The organism is Amycolatopsis mongoliensis, assembly GCF_030285665.1.
Classification (GTDB): Bacteria; Actinomycetota; Actinomycetes; order Mycobacteriales; family Pseudonocardiaceae; genus Amycolatopsis; species Amycolatopsis mongoliensis.
In genome coordinates, this window is the sequence record NZ_CP127295.1 from 9,292,936 (window position 1) to 9,317,431 (window position 24,496).

Consider the following 24,496-nt stretch of genomic DNA (forward strand, 5'->3'; position numbering starts at 1 on the left):
GAGCGGCCTCAGCGGCCCAGCCAGCCGCCGTCGACGGGGACCAGCGCGCCGTGCACGTAGTCCGACGCCGCCGACGCCAGGAAGACGGCGATGCCGCCGAAGTCCTCGGGCCGCGCCCAGCGGCCGGCCGGGATGCGGTCGAGGATCGCGGCGAAGCGGCCGGGGTCGGCTCGCAGCGCTTGGGTGTTGTCGGTTTCGACGTAGCCGGGGACGATCGCGTTGACGTTCACGCCGCGCCCGGCCCATTCGTTGGCCAGGGCCCGGGTGAGCCCGGCGATGCCCGATTTCGCCGCGGCGTACCCGGGGACGTTGATGCCGCCTTGAAAACTCAACAGCGAAGCGGTGAACACGATCTTGCCCCGGCCGCGCTCGAGCATGCGCCGGCCGACCTCGCGGGTGAGGGTGAACTGGCTGGTGAGGTCGACGGTGATGACGCGGTCCCAGTCGGCGTCGGGGTGTTCGGCGGCCGGGGCCCGGGCGATGGTGCCCGCGTTGTTGACGAGGATGTCCACCGGGCGCCCGAGACCGGCGAGGGCGTCCGCCAGCTCCGCGACGGCGGCCCGGTCGGCGAAGTCGGCGCTCAGCGCGGTGCAGGTGCGGCCGAGCGCGGTGACGCGCTTTTCGACCTCGCTGCCCGAAGCCTCCTGCTGAGCACTGACGGCCACGATGTCCGCGCCGGCCGCGGCCAGCGCTTCGGCGATGCCGAGGCCGATCCCCCGGCGGGCGCCGGTGACCACCGCCAACCGGCCGGTGAGGTCGAACGGGGAAGGCGGGGTCATCGTGCCTCCCCGGAAGCGCGGCAGTCGATGAGGACCTTCATCACGCCCGCGCCGGATTCGAGTGCCGCGAAGGCCTCGCCGGCCCGGTCGAGGGGTTCGGTCCGTGAAATCAGGGCGTCGGCCGGGATCGCGCCCTCGCCGAGGAGCCCGACCGCAGCGGTGAAGTCGTCGCGGTCGTACAGGCGGGCGCCGACCAGCGTCAGTTCACGCCAGAAGAACCGGTGGAGGTCCACTTGCCGGGGCGCCGGGTGGATGGCGACCTGGACCAGCCGGCCTCGCGTGGCCAGTGCGCCGATCGCCGTCGCCACGCCCGCTTCGGCGCCGGACACCTCGAAAGCCACCGCGGCGCCGGCCCCGCCGGCCCACCGGTCGACGGTTTCGGAGAAGTGTTCGGCACGCGGGTCGAGCGCGGTCAGGCCCAGACCTTCCGCGACCGACCGTCGGAACGAGTCCGGCTCGGCCAGCAGGACGACCGCGCCGGACCGGCGTGCGACGAGGGCGATGAGCAGTCCGATCGGCCCGCCGCCGACCACCAAGGCCCGCTCGCCCGACTGCAGGCCAGCGCGCCGGACGTCGTGCACGGCCACCGCGACGGGCTCGACCAGCGCGGCGTGGTCGAGCCGGAGGTCGTACGGCAGCCGCACCAGGGTTTCGGCGGGTACGGTCCAGCTGCTCTGCATCGCCCCCGGCGCGTCGATGCCGAGGAACACCAGGCGGTGGCAGATGTGGGTGTGGCCGGCCTGGCAGGCCGGGCACTCGCCGCACCACCGCAACGGCATGACCGTCACGGGATCGCCGGGTCGCCAGCCTTCGACCCCGGCGCCGACCTCCGCGACCCGCCCGGACATTTCGTGGCCGAGCACACCGGGCGGGTGGACGCGGCTGTCCATGTCTCCGTGGTAGATGTGCAGGTCGGTGCCGCAGATCCCGGTGTAGGCCACGTCGATCCGGACGTGGCCGGGTGGCGGGGCCACGGGATCCGCCGCCTCGACGACCAGGCTCCGGCGGCCGGAGTAGGCGACCCGCCGGGTGGGCGGGCTCTGCGGTGGGGCACTCATTCCGGGTCCTTTCGTCCTGCTTGCCCGAGGGCAGCGCGTGCGAGGTAGGTCTTCTCGGCGTTGTGGCGGAGAACGGCTTCGGCGGGGTGACCGTCGAGTGCGGTGTGGACGGCGTCCAGCCACGCCTCGTGGTCGGTGGCCAGGGTCATCACGGGCCAGTCGCTGCCGTACAGGCATCGGCCGGGCCCGAACGCGTCGAGGGCTTCCTTCAGGGCGTCGACCACCTGCGAGCGGGCGGTGCCCGGAACGGTCTCCGTGGCCAGGCCGGACAGCTTGCACCGCACGTTGCCGTGCCGGGCGAGCCGCCGCAGGTCCTGGCACCACCGGCTGTACCCGGGGCCGCCGGGCGAGGGTTTGCCGAGGTGATCCAAGACGATCGTGGTCCGCGGGCAGGCTTCGGCCAGTGCGGTCAGTTCGGGCAGCTGGTGCGCGCGGACGCAGGCGTCGAACGGAAGCCCCGTCTCCCCCAGCAGCCGGACGCCCGCGCGGAAATCCTTGCCCTCGAGGAAGCCGGGAGCTTCGTCCTGCACGTTGCGCCGGACGCCGACCACGAACGGGTCACCGGCGAACCGGCTCGCCTCCTCGGGGTGCTCCAGGTCGGCGTGCGCGACGATTCCGCGGATCCACGGGTGCCGCTGCGCTTCGCGCCGGATCCACGCGATCTCGGCGGCAGCATCCCCGGGGACCCGCCCCGCCTCGACCACGATGACGTCGTGCCGGGCGGGAAAGTCGTCCGGGGTGAACGGCCGGTTCAGCCGGTCGACGTCGTCGAGCCACGGGTAGCGCAGCTGCCGCGGGTCCCAGAAGTGCACGTGGGAGTCGAGGACCGCGGTCACGCCGTTCCTCCCGGCTCCTGGTTTTCCGGGCGGCCGCTGGGCCACGAGCGGTCGCGGACCGGCTCGAGGCACTCCTCGACGGCGCGCAGCAGGTCGTCGTCGACCGGCTCGGTGATCCAGCGGACGTCCCGGCGCACCTCCTCCGGGTCGGCGGCACCGACCAGCGTCGAGGCGAAACCACCGGTGTTCACCGCGAACTGGAGAGCGACCCGCGCGAGTTCTTCGCCTCGGTCCCGGCACAACGCGGCCGCCTCCGCGCACCGCCGGAGGATGTCCTCCGGCGCGGGGTGCCAGGACGGCGCCCCGCGGTTGGTGAGGGCCCCCATCGACAGCGGGGACGCGGTGATCACGGCGGTGCCGTGGCGCGCGAACCGGTCCCGCCACGCGGCGAGCCGCCGGTTCTGCAGCGTGTACTGGCAATAGGAGATGATCGTGTCGACCTGGGTGCGTTCGACGACGTAAGCGAGAGCGGGCAAGGGAAAGCCGGTCACGCCGACGGCGCCGATCAGGCCCGTCTCCTGCAAGGCACGCAGGGCGGGAATCGTTTCGTGCACGACCTGGCCGAGGTCGCCGAACTCGACGTCGTGGCACTGGACGAGGTCGAGGTGGTCGGTGCCCAGCCGGTCGAGGCTTTCCCGCACGCTGCGGGTCACCCGGCCGGCACTGAAGTCGAAGTCGGCCTCGCCGTACCGGCCGACTTTGGTGGCGAGCACGTATTCCGAGCGCTCGACACCGCGCAACGCCTTGCCGAGGACGGTTTCCGCGACGGTGCCGCCGTAGAACGGGGAGACGTCGAAGAAGGTGATGCCGAGTTCGAGTGCGGTGTGGACGGCGTCGATGCCGCGTCGTTCGCCGCCGCGCGGCAACCGGCCCAGCGGGGCGGCGCCGAAGCCGAGTTCGGAGACCTCCAGCCCGGTGTCGCCGAGTGGTCCTCGTTTCATGCGTCACGCTCGTCGAACGGGGTCGCGTAGGACGGCGTGCGGGCCCGCAGAGCGAGCCGCAGGGTCAGGCGGATCCGGCTGGACCGGGGCAGGTCCACCCGCAGCCACGGCCCGTCGAGGTCGATCGACGCGGTCGTCACGGCCGGTTCGCGGTGGCCGTAGTCGTAGAGGCCGCCGATCCAGGAGGGGTCGTCGCAGACGGTGTAGGTCACGCCGCGGATGTGGTGCTCGGCGAACGCCCCGGCCTGGACGATCACCGACCGCGGTGCCTCCGGGTCGAGGTTGACCAGCTCGACCACGGTCGCCTCGGGGTCGATGCCGGAAACCAGCGCCGCCACCGACGGGGGGAGGCCGGGGCGCCGCGCGTCCGCGTCGTGGTACCGGACGCGGGCCTGCTGCAGCCCGCCGTTGTAGACCACCTGCGGACCACCCCAGGTGAGCTGGACCAGCGCCTCGGTGACCACGGGGTTGGACTGCTGCCACAGGTGGATGTCGGCTTCGGGCACGGCCCGGCCGCGGTAGCGCTCCATCCGGGTCAGCCGGTGCCGCACCTGGGCCTGGGCGGCGGCCAGGATGCGCTCGGGGTAGTCCGGGTTGTCGCCCGCGAGGTAGGCGAGCCACGGCTCTTCGTGCCCGGCTTCCTCCTTGCTGCGGAACGGCCGCACGGTTCGCCAGTCGTGGCCACCGGCCGCGCGCAGCCGTTCGAGGCGTTCGCGGTCTTCCGGCGCGGCCGTGTGGTGCCACAGCGCGGCCGGGACGCCCATCAGCATCGGGTTGTAGTCGAACCAGCCCCGGTCGTCGTAGCGGAAGGGGACGTGCAGCGTCGGGGTGTCGACGTCTTCTCGCAGCTGCACCGACCACTTGGACTCGAGGCTGGAGTCCGCCTCGGTGAAGGCCATCACCTTGCCGTGGCTGATGATTTCGTCCAGCGCCGGACGCACCAGGTCGGTGAAGCTCTCGTCCCCGGTGGCGAGCGCGGCCGACAACGCGGCGACGACGGCGGCGTGCCCGACGCTGTACCAGCCGTGCGGCCACGACCAGCCGTAGTGCCCGCCGTACCAGCGGCCCTCCAGCAGGCCGCCCACGGTGCCGTCGGGAGCGACGTTGTCGGGGAGGATGCCGTCGTTGGCCGCGGCGCGGTCCCGCCAGGCACCCACGTACTCGGCGAGCCAGTCTCGGTAGCGCGGGTCGCCGGACAGCAGCAAGGCGTTGAAGACGAGCCCGGAGGCGGCCAGGTTGACCGCGGTGTCGCCGGTTCCCGTCCGGCGCCGCATCTGCTCGCCGAGCCGGGGGTCGCGCTCCCGCGGGGGTTCCTCGGCGTCCGGGGGCAGCAGCCACTCCAGCGGGAAGCCGTACGTCACGGCTTCTCGGGGCAGCCAGGGGTACGAACCGCCGTCGAAGAGCCCCTCGCGCGCCGGATCGCTGCCGTTGTGCGGCCGGCGGATGATGCGGTGCGCGGGGTCGTAGTTGCCGTGGGCCGGGTCGACGTAGAGCTCCGCGAACCGCAGCGCGCGCTCCCGCCACCGCTCGGGCGCCGCCATGCACAGGAAGTACAGCAGCAGCAGGCTTTCGCCCTGGTGGAACCAGTCGTAGCCGCGTTCGTACTCGTCGTGCAGCATGCCCAGCTCGGTCAGTTGCCGGGTGACGCCCTCCCAGTGCCGCTCGGACTCGGCGAGCAGGTCGTCGGCGCCGCCGAGCAGGTAGAGCTGCGGCCAGTTGAAGAAGGTCTCGTAGAAGTCGTCGACGCCGTCGCGGGTGGTGAGCTCGCCGTCGTAGGCCAGCCGTCCGTCCGGGCCGGTGAAGTCGCGGACGAACCGGCGCCACGCCCGGTCGAGCAGGGCGAACAGCTCGCGCTCGGCGATGGCCCAGCCCGGTGGTTCGAGCAGGGGTACCGAGGCCGTGATGACGGGATACATCAGAAGGTGCTCCATTCCAGGGCAGCGGTCACCGGCAGCGGCACCCGGGGTGCCGCTGCGCAACGACCGGTGACAGCGCCGCGTCGGGCTGCCGCGGTTACTCCTTGGTCGCGCCGGCCAGCATCCCGGCGACCAGGAAACGCTGGGAGAACAGGAAGACGACGAGGACCGGCGTGATCGCCAGCAAGGTGGCCAGTGCCAGTTCCGGCCGCTCCACGGCCGTCGTGCCGACCGTCGGGTTGAACTGGGGCACCGAGTTCAGCAGCGTGCCCAGGCCGACCTGGACCGGGAACTGGTCGCTTTCCGGCAGGAGGACGTAGGGCAGGAAGTAGTTGGTCCAGTTGGCCACGAAGCTGAAGAAGCCGACGAGCGCGACGATCGGCGTGGCCAGCGGCAGGGCGACGTGGCGGAACACGCCGAACGACGAGCAGCCGTCGAGCTTCGCCGCCGCGATGAGGTCCCGGGGTACCGCGGTGCTGAAGTAGATGTAGGTCAGGTACACGCCGAACGGGTAGAACGAGTACGGCAGGATGATCGACCACATCGAGCCGATCAGGTGCACGGCGTTCACCTCGAGGAACAACGGCACGACGAGGGTCGCGTTCGGCATCAGCATCACGACCAGCGTCGCGACGAGCAGCGTGCGCCGGCCGCGGAACTCGGTCATCGCGAGGGCGTAGCCGGCCGGGATCGCCACGCACAGCGTGATCGCCAGCGCGACGAACGAATACAGCGCGGAGTTGCCCAGCCACCGGAAGATCGCGTTGTCCTGGAAGGAGGTGAGCGCGGTCCAGTTGTCCGCCAGCGCGTGCCACGAGCCGAAGGACAGCGGGTTGCCGTGCACGAGCTGGTCGTCGGTCTTCGTGGCCGCCAGCAGGAGCCACCCCACCGGGAGCACGAAGAACACCAGGAACAGCGCGAGCACCAGGGCCGCGAGCGGGTTCGGCAGCTTCCGGGTTGCGCGCCGCCGCGGCGAGGCCGGGCGGCGCAGCGACTCGCTCGCCTGCGCGGGAAGGCGGGTGTCAGTCGGCATCGAAGAACCCCGATCGCGCGACGAACACGCCGGCGACGACGAGCCCGACCACCAGCAGCTCCACCGAGATCGCCGCGGCGGTGTTCACATTGTTGTTCTGGAAGGCGAAGTCGTAGGAAAGCTGGTTCAGCGAGTAGTCGCGTCCCGCCACGCCGACACTCGCCTGCGACAGCAGCTGCGGTTCGACGAACAGCTGGGTCCCGCCGGCGAACGCCAGGATGACCATGTAGACGATCCACTTGCGCAGCAACGGGATCTGGATGCGCCACGCCGTCTGCCACACCCCCGCGCCGTCGATCCGGGCCGCCTCCAGCAGATCGGGCGAGATGTTGTTCAGGGCGCCGTACATCACCACGATCCAGCCGCCCGCCCCGGTCCAGAACGCGATCAGCGTGAACAGGACCGGGAGGTGATCCGGCGCGACGACCTCGCCGAAGGTGTCGAACCCGGCCGCGCGCAGCAGCGCGCTCACCGGGCTCACCGACGGGTCCAGCATGAACAACCACACCATCACGCTCGCGGCGCCGGCCAGCGCGCCCGGGATGTAGTACAGGAAGCGCAACGCCTTGCTCGTCCCGCTCGAGGTCAGGCGGTGCAGCAGCAGCGCGAGCCCGACCACGAACACGACCAGGGAAACCAGCCAGAACACCAGGTAGAGCGCCACGTGCCCGACCGCGGAGAAGTACCGGAAGTCGTTGGCGGCTTCGGCGAAGTTCGAGAAGCCGGCGAAGTTGTCCCCCGCGTCGGTGAAGGCGAAGTACACCGCGTACACCGTGGGAACGACCCCGAACGCGATCAGCAGGACGACGTAGGCGGCGACGAACAGGTGACCGGCCCGGCCCGGCCAGAACACCCGCCGTCGCGACGGGGTCCTGGCCGGCCGGGTGGCCGGGGTGGCGGTGGTCACTGGCTGACCTCGTACCCGTTGGACCGCGCGTAGTTCGTGATCGCGGTCTGCCATTCGGGCAGCATCGAGACGATCGTCTTGCCCGCGGTCAGCCCCGGTGTCACGGTCGACGCCCAGATCGCCTCCTGGCTGAACTGGCCGTAGCCCCACCCCGGCCACACCTGCGGGGCGGCCGCTTGCAGCGGGGCCGCGATGTCGTTGGCGTAGTACTTGCTCGAGGACTGCTTCGCCAGCCAGGTCTTCGCCGCCGCCGCGTAGGCGGGGTACCCCGGCGAGACCTTGCCCTGGTACTCGTCCGAAGTGGTGACCCAGGTGAGGAAGTCGGTGGCGTCCTTGAGGTTGGCGCTGTGGGCGGACAGCAGCCAGGTGCCGCCGCCGACGTTGCCGACCGACGGGGACGGGTCCCCGGCCCACTGCGGCAGCGGGGCCGCGGCGACCTGCCCGGCCGGGGTCTTGAACGACTCCTGGAACACCGACCCGCCGAACCACGACGGCCCGGGCATCATGAGGATCTTGTCCGCGGCGTTCTTGGCGAAGTCGGAGCTGAACACGCTGCTGGTGGACATCGTGCGGTTCTTGACGAGGGTGTCGAGCAGCGACGCCATCCGGGTGCAGTTCGGGCTGGTCGTGGTGACCTTGACCGACTTCGGGCCGGTGATCTCGTTGGCTCCGCACTTGGAGGCCCAGAGGTAGATCTCCGGGGTGAAGTTGTCGCCGGCCGTGCCCACGAGGTAGCCGGGGTGCTCGGTGGCGACGCGCTGGCCCAGCGCCTGGTACTCCTCCCAGGTCTTGGGCACCTGGTAACCCCACGACTGCATCAGCGGCGCGTTGTACCAGAGGACGGTCTGGGCGAGGTCGTTGCGCAGGCAGTACAGCGTGCCCTCGACCGTGCACGGGTCGTTGGCCCCGGCGGTCCAGCCGCTCAGAGTGGCCTCGGGGATCTGGCCCTTGTTCAGCGGCGCCGTGAACCCGGCCTGCACCGCCCAGGTGGCCTCGTTGTTCTGCGAGCTGAACACCACGTCCGGCCAGCCGCTGCGCGTGCGGTTGAACAGGCTCACCTTGGTCTGCAGGTAGTTCGAGCCGTTGGCGTCCCCGTCGTAGGTGACGATGTCCATCTGCACGGACGGGTGCTGCTTCTGGTAGAGCTGGGCCGCGGGCAGCCGCGTCGAATCGACCCAGACGGTGATCTTCCCGCCCGTCTGCTGCACCGGCTGGAACCCGCCCTGGGCTCCGCTGCCACTCCCGCCGTTGCCGCAGGCCGTGACCGCGGCGAGGACGGCCGCGACGCCTACGACCAGGCCCGCATACCGCCGGCGGCGCCCGGACGATCCTCTGGCTCCGGGGGCGCGCACCTGAACTGTCATGAAGTACTCCACTTCATCGTGGGACCCGCAGGTCACACCTGACGCGGTAGCAAACACGTCATATGTGTCGTACACATTGCTGCGGGCGGTCTCTACAGCGACCTATCACAGCTGTTGAAAGCAGCTTCGTCAAGGCCTCAAGCGGGAGAAAATAAGTCATACACATTGCTGCGAGCGTCGGGCAGATGTAGGGTTCATGGCACTGAGCCGCCGATGAAGGAGACAACTGGGTGGACGAGTCGCGCGCAGCAGGCGAGCCCGGGCCGCCCCCGGAGGCCGCCTACCGGCCCGGGTACGAACGCGTCGCCGAGCAGATCCTCCAGCTCATCGCCGAGTCGCAGCTGCAGGCCGGTGACCGGATGCCGACGGAGAACGAACTCGCCACCCGGCTGGGTGCCTCCCGAACCGTGGTGCGCGAGGCGATCAAGATCCTCTCCGCCATCGGGCGGGTGCGCGCGCAGAAGGGGCGCGGCCTCTACGTGGCCGACGACGAGGGGATGCTCGGGTCGGCCCGCTGGTCGGGCCTCTTCCTGCCGACCGACCTGGACCACGTGTACATGCTGTTCGAGTTCCGCCGGGTCCAGGAGATGACCGCCAGCAGGCTGGCTGCCACCCGGGCCACCCCGGTCGAACTCCGGTCGATCGAAGCGGCCGCGGAGACCTGCCGCCAGGGACATTTGACCGGCGAAGCGGCGCTGTTCGACCGCGGAGACGAAGACTTCCACCTCGGGATCGCGGCCGCGTCCCACAACCAGTTCCTCCTGGCCGCCGTCCGCGAAGTCCGGCGGCTGCAGCACCAGTCCAGCACCATTGGCCTCCACGGCACGGTGGGCGGGCACGCCGCGGAGGCGGTCGAAGAGCACGCGGCGATCTACGAAGCCATCCGGGACGGCGACCCGGAGGCGGCCGCCCAAGCCGCCGCGGTGCACCTCGACAACACGTTGGAGGACTACCGTCGCGAGATCCAGCGACGCGTCTTCGGTTGAGGCCCTGCTCCCCTGCCCTCACCCCGCGCTGCTGATCACCGTCACCGTCGACGCGTGGGGTTTCCGGTCAGGGCTTTCGGGCGACCGCCCCGGCGATGAGGCGCACCTCGTTGGAGATGTACGACTTCTCCATCTACGGAACGGCTGCGGCGCTCGTGTTCGGCCAGGTCTTCTTCAAGACCGGCAACGCCTGGTTCGGGACCTTCATGAGCTTCGCGACCTTCGCCATCGGTTTCCTGACGGCTCCACTGGGCGCGGCCGTCTTCGGCTGGATCGGTGATCGGCGTGGCCGGCGCACCGCTCTGTTCGCAGCGTTCGCGCTGATGGGCGTCGCAACCTTGGGCATGGGCATCCTGCCCTCCTACGCCGTGCTCGGGATAGCGGCACCCCTGCTGCTCGTCGGACTGCGGTCTCGATCTCGACCCGGCCGCGCACAGCATCACCAGCAGTGCCGTCCACGCGGGCCGGGCCTGGTGCAGCAGCGGTTCACCGCCGGAGATCACCACCAGCTCGGGGTCCCCGGCGAGCGCGCGGTCCGCCAGCTGCTGCACCGGTGTGCGTGCCAGCTCGGCACGCAGGTTGAACCGGCGCCCCTCCCAGCTGTAGGGGGTGTCGCACCAGCCGCAGGACAGGTTGCAGCCGCCAAGGCAGACGAAGCTGGCGCAGCGGCCGGCGGAAGGGCCTTCGTCCTGCACTGTCGGGCCGAACACCTCACTTGCAACCAGGCTCCCAACCGTCGGATTCACCGCTCTGGTCGGCCACTGCTCCGTTCGCGCGAACCCCACAGATCCTCCCGGTCGCTGTCCTCCGGGGCTGGCTGGTCACCGCCCTCACCCCACCGCCACCGCCGCATCGCCCCGCGGTGATCCCAGAACTGCCGGCGACCAGCCGCCGGGTCACCGCCCACGTCCAAGCCGCCGTCGCCGCCGAGTGCCGCAACGTCGCCACCGCCACCGCCACCGAGGGCCACCGTCACATCGCCGTCTACGCCGCCGCAGCAGCGCTCGGCGAGCTGCTGGGCAACGGCTGGATCAGCGCCGCCGCGATCACCCACCACCTCACCGACGCTGCCCGCCGCCACCTCGGCGTCGCCGGCTTCGACTCGCACGAACTGGCCACGACCATCCGCGACGGCATCGCTGCCGGCCGCGAACATCCCCGCGTCCTCACCGACCGACCCGGCCATCGATAAGCGCCCTCGCTCTCCGTGCAACCGGAGTCCACGCGGAGAGTTTTTGAGCGTGCGATCACGCCAGCTGGCACTACTTCATCGCCGTGCCGATCCCGGTTTTCTGAAGAAATCGAAGTTTCAAGATGTTCGACGTTCGATGGACTTTCCCAGGCCTTGCACTGCTTCTCGAGCCGAGCGCTCGTCAGCGAACCCGCCGCGTTCCCACCGATTCTCGTCGCCGAGGTGCCTGACGTTGCTGTTGACAACCTTGCGTGGTTTTTCGCCGACCTTGGGCAGGACGACGCGGGCGGCTCCTTCGCCGACCTTGCCGGCCTCGCGAATGATCTTGGCACCGCGTCCGGCGGCGCCGGCGGCCATGGCGGTGCAGGCTTTCGCGTCAAGCAGTGCACAGGCCTTGATGTCGGACAGGAAGACGTCGTAGATGAAGCCGGCGGAACCGCCGAGTGGCCCGTCCGGGCGACACTGGTCGGCGGTGCCGCCGAGGGCGTAGCACACTTCGGCCTGGGGCCAGGGGCCGCGGGAGGCGAAATCGAGCGCTTCTTGCCAGGTGAAGTGGCGGGATCCGGTGTAGCCGATACCGCGCAGAGCTTCGTAGCGTTCGTCGGACAGGTCGTGGCCGAGTGCGGGCTGACCGAGGTCCTCCGCCGTACTGCCGCCGGTCTCGGTGCTGGTGCGTTCCTCGGGATTGGCCCGGTTGAGGCGGGCTTCGGCTGCGAGTTTGGCGTAGTGGATGCCGTAGGCGGCATCGCGGGCGTCACGGGCTGCCGCGGCGTCGCCGGCGGCGTTTGCAGCGGCGGTGGCCGCGCGGGCAGCAGAACCGGCAGCCTGCTGCGCCGATATGCGAGCTGTAGCTGCCCATCGGTACGCACGCTGAGCCGCGATGGTGGCGGTGTTCTGGGAGTTGCCGGCCTGGTCGTCGGCGGCGCGGGCTTTCTGCGATGAGGCGGCCGCGCGGGCTGCGGAGTCTGCGGCGCGTTGGGCGGCGTCACGAGCTTGGACGGTATAACCGGCCGCTTGATTGGCATAGCCGCGCGCCCGTGCCGCCTGCTCCGCGGCCTTGTTCGCGGCGGCCAACGCAACCGGGACGGCGTCCCAGGCGTCGGCGGCGTCGCGAGCGGCGAGCGCGGCGGCTTCGCGAGCGAGGGTGAGGAAGTGCTCGACGCTCGAGATGTGCGCAGCGGTCACCTGATCCTTGGCGACGACGAGGTACTGGCCGCGGTCGAGGAAGTCACGGATTCCGGTGGCGGGTCCGGCGAGGGCTTCTTCGGCGGCGTTGGCCAAGTTCTGCTGCTTGTTCGTGCGGGCGTCGTTTTGGACACGGGCGATGGCCAGCACGTCGTCACGCTGCTGGCGGAAGGCTTGGGTTCGGGCCAGCAAGGATCGGATGTCGGCAGCGGTTCCGGCCAGCGCGGTGGTTGCGGTGGCGACGAGGGTCTCTTGCCCGGCAGTGCGGGCGGTGTCCAGCACCGTCTGGGCGGCGCCGCGGTCGTCGATGTCGCGACCGGGATAGGTGGGGTCGGAGAGGAATCCGCGGAGCTGATCGAGCGTCCCGGCTGCTGCGGCCGCGGCCGCGGCTCGGAGTTTCGCGGGGTCACCGGAGTCGGGGACGATGGTGCCCGGGTCGGCCAGCGCGACGATCCGGTCCCGGTTCACCCAGGTACAGCTGCTCCGGCGCGCGAAGACCCTCGCCGGCCGCAGCAGAGCCGAACGTCACGGGCGCCGCACCCGCCACAAGTACCTGTTCCAGGGACTCATCCGATGCGCCACCTGCGACCGCAAGATGGAAGGCTCAACGACTGGCCCGCCCCACTACTACCGCTGCGTACCGCGCAACCCGTCCAAACCAGCGACGCATCTCCACTCGATCTCAGTCAGGGAAGATCACGTGTACCGAACAGTCAGCACCTGGCTCGCAGAACTCGACGCCGCGAGGTCACCGCACGACGCGGAATCTGACCATATCGCCGGCGCACCGTCGCCCGGGCTGGCAGGGACTTGCCGCGACCTGCAGCTTGTAGTTGCAGTACGATCACTGCAACGCGACCTTGGCGATGTCCCTCCAGCCGCCCGGCGCCGGCCCACGGCTGCACAACATCGGCCCCTCGCAGATGGCCGCGGCTGCGTAGAACTACTCAATTCGCGGTGATCTGGGAGCGGCATCGGCCCGGTTGGCGTCATAGTGTGGTCTGGTGGTGACGCTACGGGGAGGAGCACGGGTTGAGCAGCGGTTTTGAGATCACGCTCGAGGCATTGCGAACGGCGTCCGGTGCAGCTCGTCGTGCGTCGAACGCAGTCGCCCAGGTGGATCTGGGCGACGCCCTGGCCCAAGTCGGTCCTGGCTTACCAGGTGGTGTCTCGGGCGAGGCCGCGCGACTGCTGGCCGACAAGTGGGGGCGGGTCGTTCCCGGCTGGGTTCACAACACGACCGGCTACGCCGATCAGCTGGATGCCTCCGTTCGCCTCTACCAGGCTGATGACGCAGCGGCCGGCCAAGATCTGCGGGCCACGGCCCGGCACGGCGGGCGGAAGCCGGTCTGATGGTGTCCTGGGCGGACGTGCGTCGGTGGAACCCCGGCATGATCGGGCTGGTCGCCGACGCGCTCAACAGCCGCTGCACCCAGCTGGTCGCAGCAAACGACGACGTCGAGGCGATGGCCAAGCTCGACGGCTGGACCGGGGACGCCTCAATCGCCGCGACCTCGCGGGGCAATTCGCTGATCTCGACGCTGGAGCAGACCGTGGCCGAGGTGTCGGCGGTACGGCGAGCCGCCGACGAGGTACAGATCGCCGCCGAACGCCTGACCGCCTTCACCTTCGAGACCGACGCGCTGGCCCGCGCCCATGGTCTGGCCGTGAGTGACGACGGTGCGGTGTCGCCGCTGCCGGCGATGGGGCCGCCACCGCCGCCGGACGTGGCCGCGATCCGGGCTCGGGTGCAGGTCGAGGTCGCCGACCGGGTGGGGCAGATCCTGCGCCGGGCCGGCGACGTCGATGCCGACTTCGCCGCGGTGATGACCCGAGCGCTGCGCGGGGAGATCACCGAGCAGGGCGTCGGCACACTGGCGCAGGCCGCGCAGGTGGGGGCGGCGCAGAGCGGGTTGTCGATCATCGGGCCACCAGAGGGCGGTACTCCGGATCAGGCGAAGGCGTGGTGGGACAGCCTGTCCGACACCGCCAAGGGCGCGATCCTGCGGGACAACCCAGACCTGGTCCGCAACCTCGACGGTATCCCGGTGGCCGATCGTGATGCCGCGAACCGGACGGTGTTGGCGCACGAGATCGCCCGGCTGCGCGGCGACACTTCCGAGCAGGGCCGGCTGGAGTTGCAGGGACTGCTCGACATCGACAAGCGTCTCAACCACGCCGAGCCGGGGCAGCCGCAGGCGTTCCTGGTCGGTCTGGACACCAGCGGGCAGGGCAAGGCGATCGTCGCCTCCGGCAACCCCGACACCGCGGCGAACGTCGCCACCTACGTGCCCGGCACCGGCAGTGAGCTCGGCAAAATCGGAGGCGACATCGACAGGTCGGACAAGATGTGGCACGCCGCCGACCGTTCTGGGTCGCCATCGACGGCCGTGGTGACCTGGGTCGGGTACGACGCGCCCGACGACATCGCCGCAGCCGGCAGCGAAAGCTACGCCGACAACGGCAAAGACGCGCTCGGCGGATTCCAAGACGGCCTGCGCGCCACCCACCAGGGCGATGCGCTGTCGCATAACACCGTCCTGGGTCACAGCTACGGCACCACCGTCGTCGGTCACGCGGCGCGCGACGGCGGGCTCAACGCCGACGAGCTGGTGTTCGTCGCCAGCCCCGGCGTCGGCGTCGACACCGCCGACCAGCTGCACCTCGACGGGGTGAACCCGGGCGACATCGGGCACCATGTCCACTCCACCGTGGCTGACCACGACATGATCAAAGTCACCAACCTCGAGGTCGGTGACGACTCCGGCGCCTCCCACGACATCGCGCTGGGCCCGGACCCCACGGCACCGCAATTCGGCGGGCAAACCTTCACTTCCGCACCCGGCACAGCCGGACCGTGGTACACCGGCGGCCTCAGCTCCGACGCGCACAGTCAGTACTGGGAGGATCGAAGCCCGTCGTTGCGCAACTTCGGCCTGATCATCGCTGGGAAGCCGACATCATGAAACACCTGAAGACGGCGACCGCCGCAGCCATGTTGACCGTGATCGCAGCGTGTTCCGCCAAAGGAGGAAGCGACGTGAAGCCGACCTTGACCGAGCAGCAGGCCGCGGAGCGGGTCGAGTCCTACATCCAGTCGGTCCTCACCGTGTTTCCGCCGGCGACCGAGCGGAAGCCGGACTCTCACAGCCGTTCCGAGTGCACCGACCCCACTGACAATGGTCCACGCGGCCGGTTCGAAATATCGTCCGGATATCAACTCCTCGGCCTTGACCCCGCGACTTTCGACGACCATTTTGACGCGGTTGTCGGCTGGTGGAAAGCTCACGGATTCGACATTGTCACAGACCACAGGCCGAAAGATCAGTACGTCTTCGCTCGCAACAAAACCGACTCCTTCGACATGTCAATTGAGGCCAACGACCTCGGCAAGGTCTACATCGGAGCCACGTCACCGTGCGTGTGGCCCAACGGCACGCCACCTGCACAAGCAGCCGCCGGCAGCGAACGCGACATCCCCGCAGCGGTACCGACGACGCCACCACCGGCCAAGTCGACTCGCGCACCACGCCGGCCCCGACCGGACGTCGAAGAGGAAGACTACGACCACATCGATTGGACCGACGCCGGTCCCATGTGAACGATCACCCACTAGCTGTTGCGGGTCATGACATTGGTGTCGGCTGACGGGGCCTGAGACTGAGGGACGGGTATTTCGGCAGCAGGATGGGAAGTGCGACCGACACATCCGCCGACCAGAAAGACCCGTCCGTGTCCCACCGTAATGCCCCGTTGTCCATCGAAGGCCGCCGCCGGCTCGTGACCCGTTGCCAAACGAGCGTCCCACACCACCAGCCCACCGCCACCCCGCCGAGGTCGTGGCCCGGATCGAGCAACTCCGCCGGGTTCGGAAGTACTCCGCCCGCCGCATCGCCACCGAACTCGCCGCCGACGGCATCACGATCTCCGCCCGCACCGTCAGCCGCCATCTGCTCCACCTCGGCCTGAACCGGCGCCGCTTCATCGACCCCACAGGCGCCACCAACCGACAACCGAGAACAACGAGCCACCGGACGCAGTGTGGCCGGGATCGCGCGGGAGCTGAACGACCGCGGCGTCCCGTGCCCGTCAGGCGTCGACCGGGACCGCAACCGACACCGGACGAGGCACGAGTGGATCGTCCGGACGGTGGTCGGGATCCTCGAGAACCCGCGCTACACCGGACGGTAGGCGTGGAGCCGGCACGGTGCCAGAACAACGGCTTCCGCCCATCACCGAGTTTCCACTCGACCGCCGGCGGCACGAGGTTGGGCCGAGTCGGAGAAGTGACACATCCGGCGCTCGTGGACGAAGCGACCTTCCTGGCGATCCAGGGCATGCGCGCGGCCCGGCCCACCAAATACGGCGGCACCAGGACGTACGTGCTGGCGGGACTCGTGCAATATCAGCTGTGCGGACGCCGACTGGACTCGCACGGGGTGAACGGCCGCCCCGGCTACCGCTGCCGGCACGGCCACACCAGCGCCCGCAACCGCCCACCAGAACTCGCCAAGAACGTCTACGTCCGCGAAGACCACCTACTCGACGATCTCCGCACCCGGTTCCCCGAGACGACCGATGAGGATGGTTCCACGATCGCGGAGTATCTGAGAACGAACTGTCTGACGATCAGCTGCGGCGGTCCCACGCAAGAAGTCAAACCCTACGATCCGCAACTCATACGAACCGCTGCAGCCGAAGCCACCGGAGGGCAGCTGTTGCTACTCTGACCTGGCCGCGACGCGCGGCTCTATGGGGTAATTGAGTGTCCGATATAACCCCACCCTGAAGTTCGCCACCGACCTGCAGCTTGAGTGAGCCGCCTCGGCACGGGAAATCTCCCACGTCTGCGTGTTCAAAGGGGGACTTGAACCCCCACGCGTGGGATATCTCCCGTGTATGGGGAGATCATGCGTTAATGGTAACGCAGAGTCACAACTCTCGCACCTACCCACCGGACGAGGGCCGACTCGCCGACAGCGCCCTCATACGCCGGGTGCCGCATGCCCGGAACCGAAATCAAGCGATCCTCGTGACCCGCGCGCGGGGATGATCGACCGCTGCGCCCTCGGCACAGGCGCCGACTTTGACTCCCCGTGCAGTGGCACCCAACCGGCACCACCCCGAAATCCCGGGTCGCCGCGGCATCTGCGGACGGCTAGCCTGGCGCCATACACGCCCGGTCCTCGTAGGCCGGGTTACTTTCCCGAACCTGCTACGCCTGGTCGTCGGCGACGCGGACGAGGTGCCCCTCGTCGATCATCCGGGCCAGCCGGCTCTGGACGTTGTGCGTCGGATGCATGTGGGCCTCGCGGGCGGCGAACATGCTGGACCGCCCTCACAGCGAGCCACTCCGGGCACCTGGCACGCCTGACCTCCATCCGAAGGCTTGGCTGTGTAGCCGGGGCGCCGTCGGGAAGACCAGGCCATAAATGGGCGCGAACTCAGACGTCGGACCAAGGTATCAAGCTCGACCCTGGCGACCCTCGACACCGGCCGTGGCTCCGTCATCAGGCGAAAGCTGAACCGAACAAACTGGACGATGGGCTGTAACCGAACTGCTGTCATGAACGACTTCTTCTTAGCTGAGCCGAAACGTTCCGCGCCGGGAGGCGTAGGCGTCTCCGGCAATTGTGACCAGGCTGAGGAAGGCTTCCTCGTCGGAACACCCTCTTTTGCGTGAAGGAAGATCCACATGGCCATGCCCGTTTACCCCCAGCCGCAGCCGCCGAAGCGCCGCTGGCGCGGCCGGACGGTCGTCTTGGCTCTACTCGGCGTGTTCGCGGTGCTGGTGATCGCCGCGATCGTGGCGGCGCCGAAGAAGGCTGACACCCCGACCGGCAGTGTCGCCCCGTTCAGCGCGAACACGGAGGCGGCGGCCGTCGCGCCGACGACCACCGCCACGGAGCCGCCTGCGTCGGTATCGGTCGCCTCGCCGACCACGACGGAGCAGAAGTTCCCACCGCAGGTCACGCTGGCCCGCACCTCCGCCCAGAACTATCTCAGCTTCGCCGCGTTCTCGCGCAACGGCCTGATCCGGCAGCTGTCCTCGTCGGCCGGTGACGGATACCCGAAGGACGTCGCAACTCAAGCGGTGGACAGCTTGGGCGTCGACTGGAACGAGCAGGCGGTCAAGTCGGCGGAAAACTACCTGTCCTTCACGTCGTTCTCGTGCTCGGGGTTGAAGCAGCAGCTGTCGTCGAGTGCCGGCGAAGGCTTCACGAAGGCGGAGGCCGCGTACGGGGCGAGCCGGACCGACGCCTGCAAGTGACCGACTGGCCGCGTTCTGCCCACCTCCTACGACCTATCGGCCTGCTGCCGACGCGAAGATCAACACTCTTCCAGCGGAGCTGAAACTACTTCGTAGGAGCTTGGGCGTCCAGGCGAAGAACCTGCTTGCAGCAGGAGATCCTGAGATTGCGGATCACCGTCGGTTTCTCGGCCAGCGAGACTGCAGAACCGTGGGGATCTCTCCCGGCAGCGTCCGGATCACCCGCTAACGCCGGTGGGCCGCGCCTCGGCCGATGACCGGCCCGCCGCCGCGCTCCTCTACGAAGCGCATGCGCCGATGAACAACCGAGGTGCCGGCCCCACCGCAGCCGGCACCCCACCACCAACGTCCGGATCTCCGACCTGCAGAGAACGAGCAGCTCCGCGGTACCGGCCCGGTCTATGCTCTGCCGGTGGCGATCGACTCCCCCGCGCTGAAGACCCGCCTGGCACGGCCCAGGGACTGGGTTCCACAGTGGTCCACGCCCGCCGCTCTGCGCGCAGTCCGCGCCACCCTCGTGGTGCCCGCGCTGTTCGCGTTCAGCATCAAGGTGCTCGGCGACCTGCAGGTGGCCACGTTCGCCGCGTTCGGCGGGTTTGCCACGCTGGTCCTGGCATCGTTCGGCGGCGACCGGGCGGATAAGCTGCGAGCCCACTTCGGGCTCGCCGTCACCGGCAGCGTCCTGCTCGTCGTCGGTACCGCCGCCAGCGCGTCGCTGCCACTGGCGGCCGTGGTGACGCTGATCGTCACCTTCCTGGTGCTCTTCGGCGGCGTCGCGGGACCGAACGCGGCCTCGGGCGGCACCGCCGCCCTGCTCGCCTACGTTCTCCCGGCCGCCTCACCCGGCACCATGAGCATGGTGCCCGCCCGCCTCGGCGGCTGGTGGCTGGCGTCGGTGGTGGGCACGGCCGCCGTCCTGCTGCTGTCGCCGCGGTCCCCCGCGACGGCCCTGCGCGACGCGACGGCCCGCGCCGCCGGCACCATGGCCGATTACCTCGACGCTGCCCTGCGCGGCGACCCCGGTGTGAGCACCGCGCGTGAGGCGGCCATCGAAGCCAAACACCGCCTGATCGACGAGTTCACCGCGACGCCGTACCGCCCCACCGGCCTGGCCGCCGCCGACCAGGCCCTCAACAGCCTGGTCGGGTTGCTCGAGTGGTGCGGTTCGGTCATCGCCGACGCCTTGCACGAGTACCCGGACCTCAGCGGGGCACCCGAGGTCGAGCGCAAGCTGCTCGCCGACGCCACCGCCGGCCTGCGAACGATCGACCGGTTGCTCTCCGGTGAACCGGCCACGCCCGATCCGGAGGAACTCGAACGGAGCGTCCAGCGGAGCGTGGAATGGCTCCGCGACCTGAGCTCCGACGACCCGCGCTACGCCGACGCGGTGCACCTGTCCTTTCACGCCCGCACGACGGCCTTCGCCGTCGGCACTGCGATCGTGGAGGCGCTCGCCGCGACTCCCGGCCGGGCGCGCCTCATCCGGCCCGGCGGCCTCTCCTTGGCCGCACTGACCCGGGTCGCGTCCCCCCAGGCCAGCATCCGGTCCGTCTGGTTCGTCAACAGCCTCCGCGGCGCCGCGGCGCTGACCGCGGCCGTGGTCGTCGCCGGGGTGAGCGGCGTCGAGCACGGGTTCTGGGTCGTGCTCGGGACGTTGTCGGTACTGCGCGGCAACGCGGCGGCGACCGGGTCGACCGCCCTGCGCGCCTTGGCGGGGACCGCACTGGGTGTCGTCATCGGCGCACTGCTGTTGCTGGTCATCGGCACCAGCGCACCCGCGCTGTGGATCGCTCTCCCGGTCGCGGTGCTGGTCGCCGCCTACGCACCGGGTGCCCTGCCCTTCACAGCCGGCCAGGCAGCCTTCACCTTGACGGTGTCGGTGCTGTTCAACCTGCTCGCCCCGGCCGGGTGGCAGATCGGGGTCGTGCGGATCGAAGACGTCGCGATCGGCTGTGCGGTGAGCCTCGTAGTAGGCGCGCTGTTCTGGCCCCGCGGCGCCGGAGCCGTGGTCGCCGACGACCTCGCCGACGCGTTCCGCACAGGTGGCGCGTACCTGGCCGCAGCCGCGAACTGGGCGCTGGGCCTGCGCCACGAACCGCCCGCGCCGGCTGCGGCGAGCGCGGCCGGCGCCCGGCTCGACGACGCCCTGCGCGGATTCCTCAGCGAACAGGGCACCAAGCACGTGCCCAAGCCCGACCTGTGGCGGCTGGTCATGGGGACGATCCGGGCCCGGCTGACCGCGCACTCCCTGGCCGGCCTGCCCAACCCCCACGCCGACCCGGACCCGTTCCGCCGGATGCTCGGCGAACAGGCGGGCCAGCTCGCCGCCTGGTACGACCACCTGGCCTCCCGCCTGGACCGCACCGACCACGGCGACGTGCCCATGCTCGCCCCACCCGAGTTCGCCGACCCCCTCCAGACCCACGGCACCTCGGTCCGCGACCTCGCCTGCGCACTCTGGGTCCACGAGCACATCAAGCACATCACGCCCCGGCTCGCCGAACTCGTCGAGCCGGCCGGCGTGGTGGCGGCCCAACGCCACCGGCCCTGGTGGCGATAGCTCACCGCGATCGGGATCAGTCGCGGGCAGCCTCGTCGAGTGCGCCGTGCAACCCGCCGCCCGGGCGCACGCCAGGAGACCCTCCGCCGTGCCGCGTCGGCTCGGCCAAGGGCCGGGTGGCCGAGCTGCGGACTACACGACTGCTCTCCAGCACTTCCGGCAGGAAACCTCATGGCGGAGCCGGAACAGCTGCGACTGGCCGTGGCACAGACCGTTCTGCGCGAAGATCCCCGCGACAGCGCAGGGCTGCGGGACAGTGGGCGCGACATACGCCGGCTGATGCGCAAGGCCCACGAGGCGGGCGCCGCACTCGTGCACTTTCCCGAAGGCGTGACCTGTTCTCCCCACAAGCGGGTCATGTCCGTCGAGGGCCCCGACAAGGTCGGGCCGGCGGACTGGAACCGGTTCGAGTGGAATGTGCTGCGACAGGAGTTGGCCGCGATTGCAGAAGCGGCCCGAGCGCTCAGGCTCTGGACTGTTCTGGGGTCGGTGCATCGCCTGACACCGCCGCACCGCCCGCACAACAGCTTGTACGTGATCTCCGACCGGGGCGAGGTGGTCACGCGTTACGTCAGGCACTGCTGTGCGGTGGAATCCACTCGTCGGCCTGGATCGTGTAGTCCCCGGCGGCGATCGTCCCCGGTCTGGGAACAGGTCGTCGTGGCCGCCTCGGCGACCGGCGCGGCGATCCCGAGGGCCGTCGTGACGGCGGCGACCGCCAGTGCCGCCACGAATCCGCGAAAGTTTCGGGACATTCGAGTGCCGTCCTTGGGGAAGTCCACCGGGCCGACCCGGCCTGAAAGTTACATCCGGAAAGCACAGCCCGGCGACCGGGCGGAGCCGAAACCCTTGCCTCGAAACGGGATCGGCTGCTAACGATGGTAATCGACCAGGCCGGGGATTTCGCCGAAACCCAGCGGGCACCAAGGTGATCCCCACCGACACTCTGTGACGGAGATCCGATGTCCTTGCTCCTCCCCGGCCGGCGAAGGGCACGGCTCACCGCCGTTTCCCTGCTCGCCGCCACCATGACCGCAGCCACGTTCGTCCCGTCCGCGTGGGCCGGCCCGCAGCCGGCCGCGGCCGCGCTGCCGGTCTACCGCGACACCCACTACAGCTTCGCCGAACGGGCCGCCGACCTCGTCTCCCGGATGACGCTGCCCGAGAAGGTGCTGCAGCTGCAGGCTGAGGTTCACCCCGAACGGTGGATAGGGGCTTACGAGGGATCAGGCAGCCGTGCGAAGTGACTGCTGGCCCGACTTCGCTTAGCCAGAAATATCGGACGTGAGCGCCGCTGCCGCCGAATCAAAGCAACGGGACACCTAACGCCAAAGCGGACATACGTGGCCGAATCCCTACGAACTGGCGCTGTTCACCAACGGTCCTACCTCCGGTATACCGTGCAACGCTCCATCGTTCGGAGCGACGACGAACGATTACAACTCAATGGAGTAGAAGGCCGGCACGCGGGAGCTCGTCTCCAGGACATATCTGTCCGCGCGGAAGACCCCTGGTTCGCGACGACGATCTGCACAGGCCATCGGCGCGGAGGCAGACGCATGGTGTCAGCAGTTGGGTTCGCCTCGATGCCACGACGTACGCCGTCATCCACCTTCGTCATGGTGAATTCCCTGCACGACACCGAGGCGGCCAAGCACACGCTGCTGCCGGCCACCGCGGCCCTGCGCACCGCCTTCGCCTGAACCATCTGACCGACCTCACCGTCGTCACCTACCCGGACGCCCGCCACGAGATCCTCAACGAAACCACCCGCGCCGAGATCACCACCGCCATGCTCGACTGGCTCCGCACCCACCACCTCACCACCACCTGATCCCGGGCCCGTCCCGGTCGTGCGGGATTACGCCGGGTTCTCCGCGACGGCGAGGTAGTCCGTGTAGATCTGCGGTGAGCCAGAGAACGAGGCCAGCTGCTTCCACTCCTCGTACATCTGCTTGGTGTCGCGGTGGGCGGACGCGAACTCCGCGGCCTCGCCGGTGGCGATGTCGGGCTCGGGGTAGAAGACGTCCAACGCGTCCAGGCTCGCGATCTCCATCATCATCACGTACTGGTCGAGGCGGTTGCCCCGCTCGCCCTTGAGCACGTGGAACCGCCAGTCCGGGTAGTCGTCGATCCGGTGGTGGTTCTCGGCGATGAAGCGATCGAACACCTCCTCGGTCACACCGGCGCGCAACGCCAGGTTGTGGATCCCGACGACCCGGGCGACGGGCTCCTCCCCCGGGCGGTCACGGTAGCGGGGGCCGGGCGTGACCGTGCTCCGCGGGTTGTCGGCCAGCAGCCGGTAGTCGGTGAACAACGTCGGCAGCTCACCGAACGTGCCCAGCCGCCGCCACCGCGCCAGCACCACCTCCGCCTCCGGGTGCCGCGCCCAGAACAGCCGGGCCAGCTCGGTCTGCTCACCCCGGGCCGTGACGTAGCGGTCGCGCTGCTCGGCGCTCTCGATCTCGTACAACATCAGGTACTGCCCGGTCCGCTCTCCGCGCAACCCGCGCAGCAGAGTCCACCGCCACCCCGGGTACAAGGGCAGGTGAACGCCTTCACCACGCACGAAGGTCTCGAACTCTTCCGGCGTAACACCAGCCTCCGTGTCGATAGCGATGTACTGGAAGGTGAACACCGACGAGCGTCCCATTGCGCGTCCAATCCTCGGGCCGGGAAAGGGATCGCGCGTCCGACAAGCACGACTCCCCGCACCACATCCTGCCCGCTCCAAAGCAACGGTGCCCGCGAACCCTCCCCGCTGAACGCGATCCGACGTGCCCCACCGTCTGCGAAGATCACCTTCGCCGCCACCGTCACCGAGCGTCTGTTCGACGCGGCGAAGCGACCGCCGTCTGCGGAGGCCCATGCCGGCGTGCGGGAGCAGGCGTCCGGCATAGCGGCGCTGTCGGCCGTGGTCGAGTTCGCGACGGGCATGGACATTCCCGAGCACGAGTACCACAGCGCCTCTGCCCGGTCGTTCTTCCAAGCCGCGCACCTGGCGATCGCATGGATCAACGACATCGGCGCCTTCGCGAAGGACGCGAAGGACGCGAAGGAGGGTCACCACAATCTGGTGGCCGTCCACTACGCGATGAGCGAGTTGGCGTGCCTGCTGCTGCGCGAGGGAAGCTCTGCACTGCGTGCATCCATGGAATCCATGATCCGGTTGCACGGTGCTTTCGTTCCCTGGCTGCTGCGCTCTCCGCGCTACTCGGACCTGCTGGCCGATGAGCCGCTGATCACTACCGGCAACGCACCCGACGGTGTCGAGGCGGCCCCGGACATCGCGGCGATCGCCTGGTGGTGGAAGCATCTGGCCCGCGCGGACCGTGGCCTGAGCGCACCGACGGACGGTCGGCGTCGATGACCGGGAGGCGGCGCGCCGCGCGATGGTGCTCGGTGCCGTCGAGGCGCTGCGCCGATCCCTCGGGGGCGACCGGGGATTGCCGAAGACCAGCGGGCCCT

25 protein-coding genes and 1 pseudogene are annotated in these 24,496 nt (G+C 69.7%); 15 read left to right on the forward strand and 11 right to left on the reverse strand.

Features of this window, described 5'->3' with window-relative positions:
* Nucleotides 1-8 precede the first annotated feature (8 nt).
* The 8 genes from QRX60_RS44560 to QRX60_RS44595 form a co-directional block, all read right to left on the reverse strand.
* Nucleotides 9-779, reverse strand: coding sequence for an SDR family oxidoreductase (locus tag QRX60_RS44560; protein WP_285997498.1), 771 nt, complete (start codon nt 777-779; stop codon nt 9-11).
* Entirely contained in the window at nt 776-1,837 is a 1,062-nt protein-coding gene (locus tag QRX60_RS44565; protein ID WP_285997499.1) for a zinc-dependent alcohol dehydrogenase, read from the reverse strand. The genes QRX60_RS44560 and QRX60_RS44565 overlap by 4 nt, the downstream gene beginning before the upstream one ends.
* Nucleotides 1,834-2,673, reverse strand: coding sequence for an amidohydrolase family protein (locus tag QRX60_RS44570; RefSeq protein WP_285997500.1), 840 nt, complete (start codon nt 2,671-2,673; stop codon nt 1,834-1,836). Before QRX60_RS44570 ends, QRX60_RS44565 begins: the two co-directional genes overlap by 4 nt.
* Nucleotides 2,670-3,614: an aldo/keto reductase gene (locus QRX60_RS44575; protein WP_285997501.1), complete on the reverse strand. Its 945-nt coding sequence runs from the start codon at nt 3,612-3,614 to the stop codon at nt 2,670-2,672. The genes QRX60_RS44570 and QRX60_RS44575 overlap by 4 nt, the downstream gene beginning before the upstream one ends.
* Nucleotides 3,611-5,530 (reverse strand): hypothetical protein, encoded by a 1,920-nt coding sequence (locus QRX60_RS44580; protein ID WP_285997502.1) that lies wholly within the window; start codon nt 5,528-5,530, stop codon nt 3,611-3,613. Before QRX60_RS44580 ends, QRX60_RS44575 begins: the two co-directional genes overlap by 4 nt.
* Nucleotides 5,531-5,627: 97 nt before the next feature.
* Nucleotides 5,628-6,563 carry a carbohydrate ABC transporter permease gene (locus QRX60_RS44585; protein ID WP_285997503.1) on the reverse strand — a complete coding sequence of 312 codons (936 nt, stop codon included), beginning with the start codon at nt 6,561-6,563 and terminating at the stop codon, nt 5,628-5,630.
* The gene (locus QRX60_RS44590) at nt 6,553-7,470 is read right to left on the reverse strand and encodes a carbohydrate ABC transporter permease (protein WP_285997504.1); all 918 of its coding nucleotides are present in this window, start codon (nt 7,468-7,470) and stop codon (nt 6,553-6,555) included. Before QRX60_RS44590 ends, QRX60_RS44585 begins: the two co-directional genes overlap by 11 nt.
* A complete protein-coding gene (locus tag QRX60_RS44595) occupies nt 7,467-8,834 on the reverse strand; it encodes an ABC transporter substrate-binding protein (protein WP_285997505.1) in 1,368 nt (455 codons plus the stop codon). Before QRX60_RS44595 ends, QRX60_RS44590 begins: the two co-directional genes overlap by 4 nt.
* A 230-nt stretch (nt 8,835-9,064) precedes the next feature.
* On the opposite strand from QRX60_RS44595, the gene QRX60_RS44600 reads away from it, so the two are divergent.
* A complete protein-coding gene (locus QRX60_RS44600; protein ID WP_285997506.1) occupies nt 9,065-9,820 on the forward strand; it encodes a FadR/GntR family transcriptional regulator in 756 nt (251 codons plus the stop codon).
* A 41-nt stretch (nt 9,821-9,861) separates the two neighbouring features.
* On the opposite strand, the gene QRX60_RS44605 is transcribed toward QRX60_RS44600, so the two are convergent.
* Nucleotides 9,862-10,515 (reverse strand): 7-carboxy-7-deazaguanine synthase QueE, encoded by a 654-nt coding sequence (locus QRX60_RS44605; protein WP_285997507.1) that lies wholly within the window; start codon nt 10,513-10,515, stop codon nt 9,862-9,864.
* Nucleotides 10,516-10,682: 167 nt separating this feature from the next.
* Here QRX60_RS44605 and QRX60_RS44610 point away from each other — a divergent pair, with 167 nt between their 5' ends.
* Nucleotides 10,683-11,012 (forward strand): hypothetical protein, encoded by a 330-nt coding sequence (locus QRX60_RS44610; protein WP_285997508.1) that lies wholly within the window; start codon nt 10,683-10,685, stop codon nt 11,010-11,012.
* 117 nt (nt 11,013-11,129) lie between these two features.
* Here QRX60_RS44610 and QRX60_RS44615 read toward each other — a convergent pair whose 3' ends face one another.
* Entirely contained in the window at nt 11,130-12,665 is a 1,536-nt protein-coding gene (locus QRX60_RS44615; protein WP_285997509.1) for a hypothetical protein, read from the reverse strand.
* Between QRX60_RS44615 and QRX60_RS51720 the strand changes: the two genes are divergently transcribed.
* From QRX60_RS51720 to QRX60_RS44665, 12 genes and pseudogenes are all read left to right on the forward strand, one after another.
* Complete coding sequence (locus QRX60_RS51720) at nt 12,622-13,158, forward strand: zinc ribbon domain-containing protein (RefSeq protein ID WP_408630180.1); 537 nt, start codon at nt 12,622-12,624, stop codon at nt 13,156-13,158. The two genes, QRX60_RS44615 and QRX60_RS51720, sit on opposite strands and share 44 nt — an antisense overlap.
* Before the next feature lie 71 nt (nt 13,159-13,229).
* A complete protein-coding gene (locus QRX60_RS44620; RefSeq protein WP_285997510.1) occupies nt 13,230-13,550 on the forward strand; it encodes a hypothetical protein in 321 nt (106 codons plus the stop codon).
* A 38-nt stretch (nt 13,551-13,588) separates the two neighbouring features.
* Entirely contained in the window at nt 13,589-15,163 is a 1,575-nt protein-coding gene (locus QRX60_RS44625) for an alpha/beta hydrolase (RefSeq protein ID WP_332845806.1), read from the forward strand.
* Nucleotides 15,160-15,798 carry a hypothetical protein gene (locus QRX60_RS44630; protein WP_285997512.1) on the forward strand — a complete coding sequence of 213 codons (639 nt, stop codon included), beginning with the start codon at nt 15,160-15,162 and terminating at the stop codon, nt 15,796-15,798. Before QRX60_RS44625 ends, QRX60_RS44630 begins: the two co-directional genes overlap by 4 nt.
* 131 nt (nt 15,799-15,929) lie before the next feature.
* A pseudogene (locus QRX60_RS44635) lies at nt 15,930-16,216 on the forward strand (IS481 family transposase); the annotation flags it as partial.
* Between the two features lie 22 nt (nt 16,217-16,238).
* Nucleotides 16,239-16,388, forward strand: a complete 150-nt coding sequence (locus tag QRX60_RS51725; RefSeq protein WP_408630294.1) for a recombinase family protein — start codon at nt 16,239-16,241, stop codon at nt 16,386-16,388.
* 113 nt (nt 16,389-16,501) lie between these two features.
* Nucleotides 16,502-16,927, forward strand: a complete 426-nt coding sequence (locus QRX60_RS44640) for a hypothetical protein (RefSeq protein ID WP_286003889.1) — start codon at nt 16,502-16,504, stop codon at nt 16,925-16,927.
* 965 nt (nt 16,928-17,892) lie between these two features.
* Nucleotides 17,893-18,468 carry an Ltp family lipoprotein gene (locus QRX60_RS44645; RefSeq protein WP_285997513.1) on the forward strand — a complete coding sequence of 192 codons (576 nt, stop codon included), beginning with the start codon at nt 17,893-17,895 and terminating at the stop codon, nt 18,466-18,468.
* Nucleotides 18,469-18,880: 412 nt separating this feature from the next.
* The gene (locus tag QRX60_RS44650; RefSeq protein WP_285997514.1) at nt 18,881-21,028 is read left to right on the forward strand and encodes an FUSC family protein; all 2,148 of its coding nucleotides are present in this window, start codon (nt 18,881-18,883) and stop codon (nt 21,026-21,028) included.
* A 171-nt stretch (nt 21,029-21,199) separates the two neighbouring features.
* On the forward strand, nt 21,200-21,904 hold the full coding sequence (locus QRX60_RS44655; protein ID WP_285997515.1) for a nitrilase-related carbon-nitrogen hydrolase: 705 nt from the start codon (nt 21,200-21,202) through the stop codon (nt 21,902-21,904).
* An 86-nt stretch (nt 21,905-21,990) separates the two neighbouring features.
* On the forward strand, nt 21,991-22,275 hold the full coding sequence (locus tag QRX60_RS44660; RefSeq protein WP_285997516.1) for a hypothetical protein: 285 nt from the start codon (nt 21,991-21,993) through the stop codon (nt 22,273-22,275).
* Between the two features lie 312 nt (nt 22,276-22,587).
* The gene (locus tag QRX60_RS44665; protein WP_285997517.1) at nt 22,588-22,731 is read left to right on the forward strand and encodes a hypothetical protein; all 144 of its coding nucleotides are present in this window, start codon (nt 22,588-22,590) and stop codon (nt 22,729-22,731) included.
* Between the two features lie 158 nt (nt 22,732-22,889).
* Here QRX60_RS44665 and QRX60_RS44670 read toward each other — a convergent pair whose 3' ends face one another.
* A complete protein-coding gene (locus tag QRX60_RS44670; protein ID WP_285997518.1) occupies nt 22,890-23,504 on the reverse strand; it encodes a hypothetical protein in 615 nt (204 codons plus the stop codon).
* A gap of 72 nt (nt 23,505-23,576) precedes the next feature.
* Between QRX60_RS44670 and QRX60_RS44675 the strand changes: the two genes are divergently transcribed.
* Nucleotides 23,577-24,398 carry a terpene synthase family protein gene (locus QRX60_RS44675; protein WP_285997519.1) on the forward strand — a complete coding sequence of 274 codons (822 nt, stop codon included), beginning with the start codon at nt 23,577-23,579 and terminating at the stop codon, nt 24,396-24,398.
* Nucleotides 24,399-24,496: the final 98 nt, after the last annotated feature.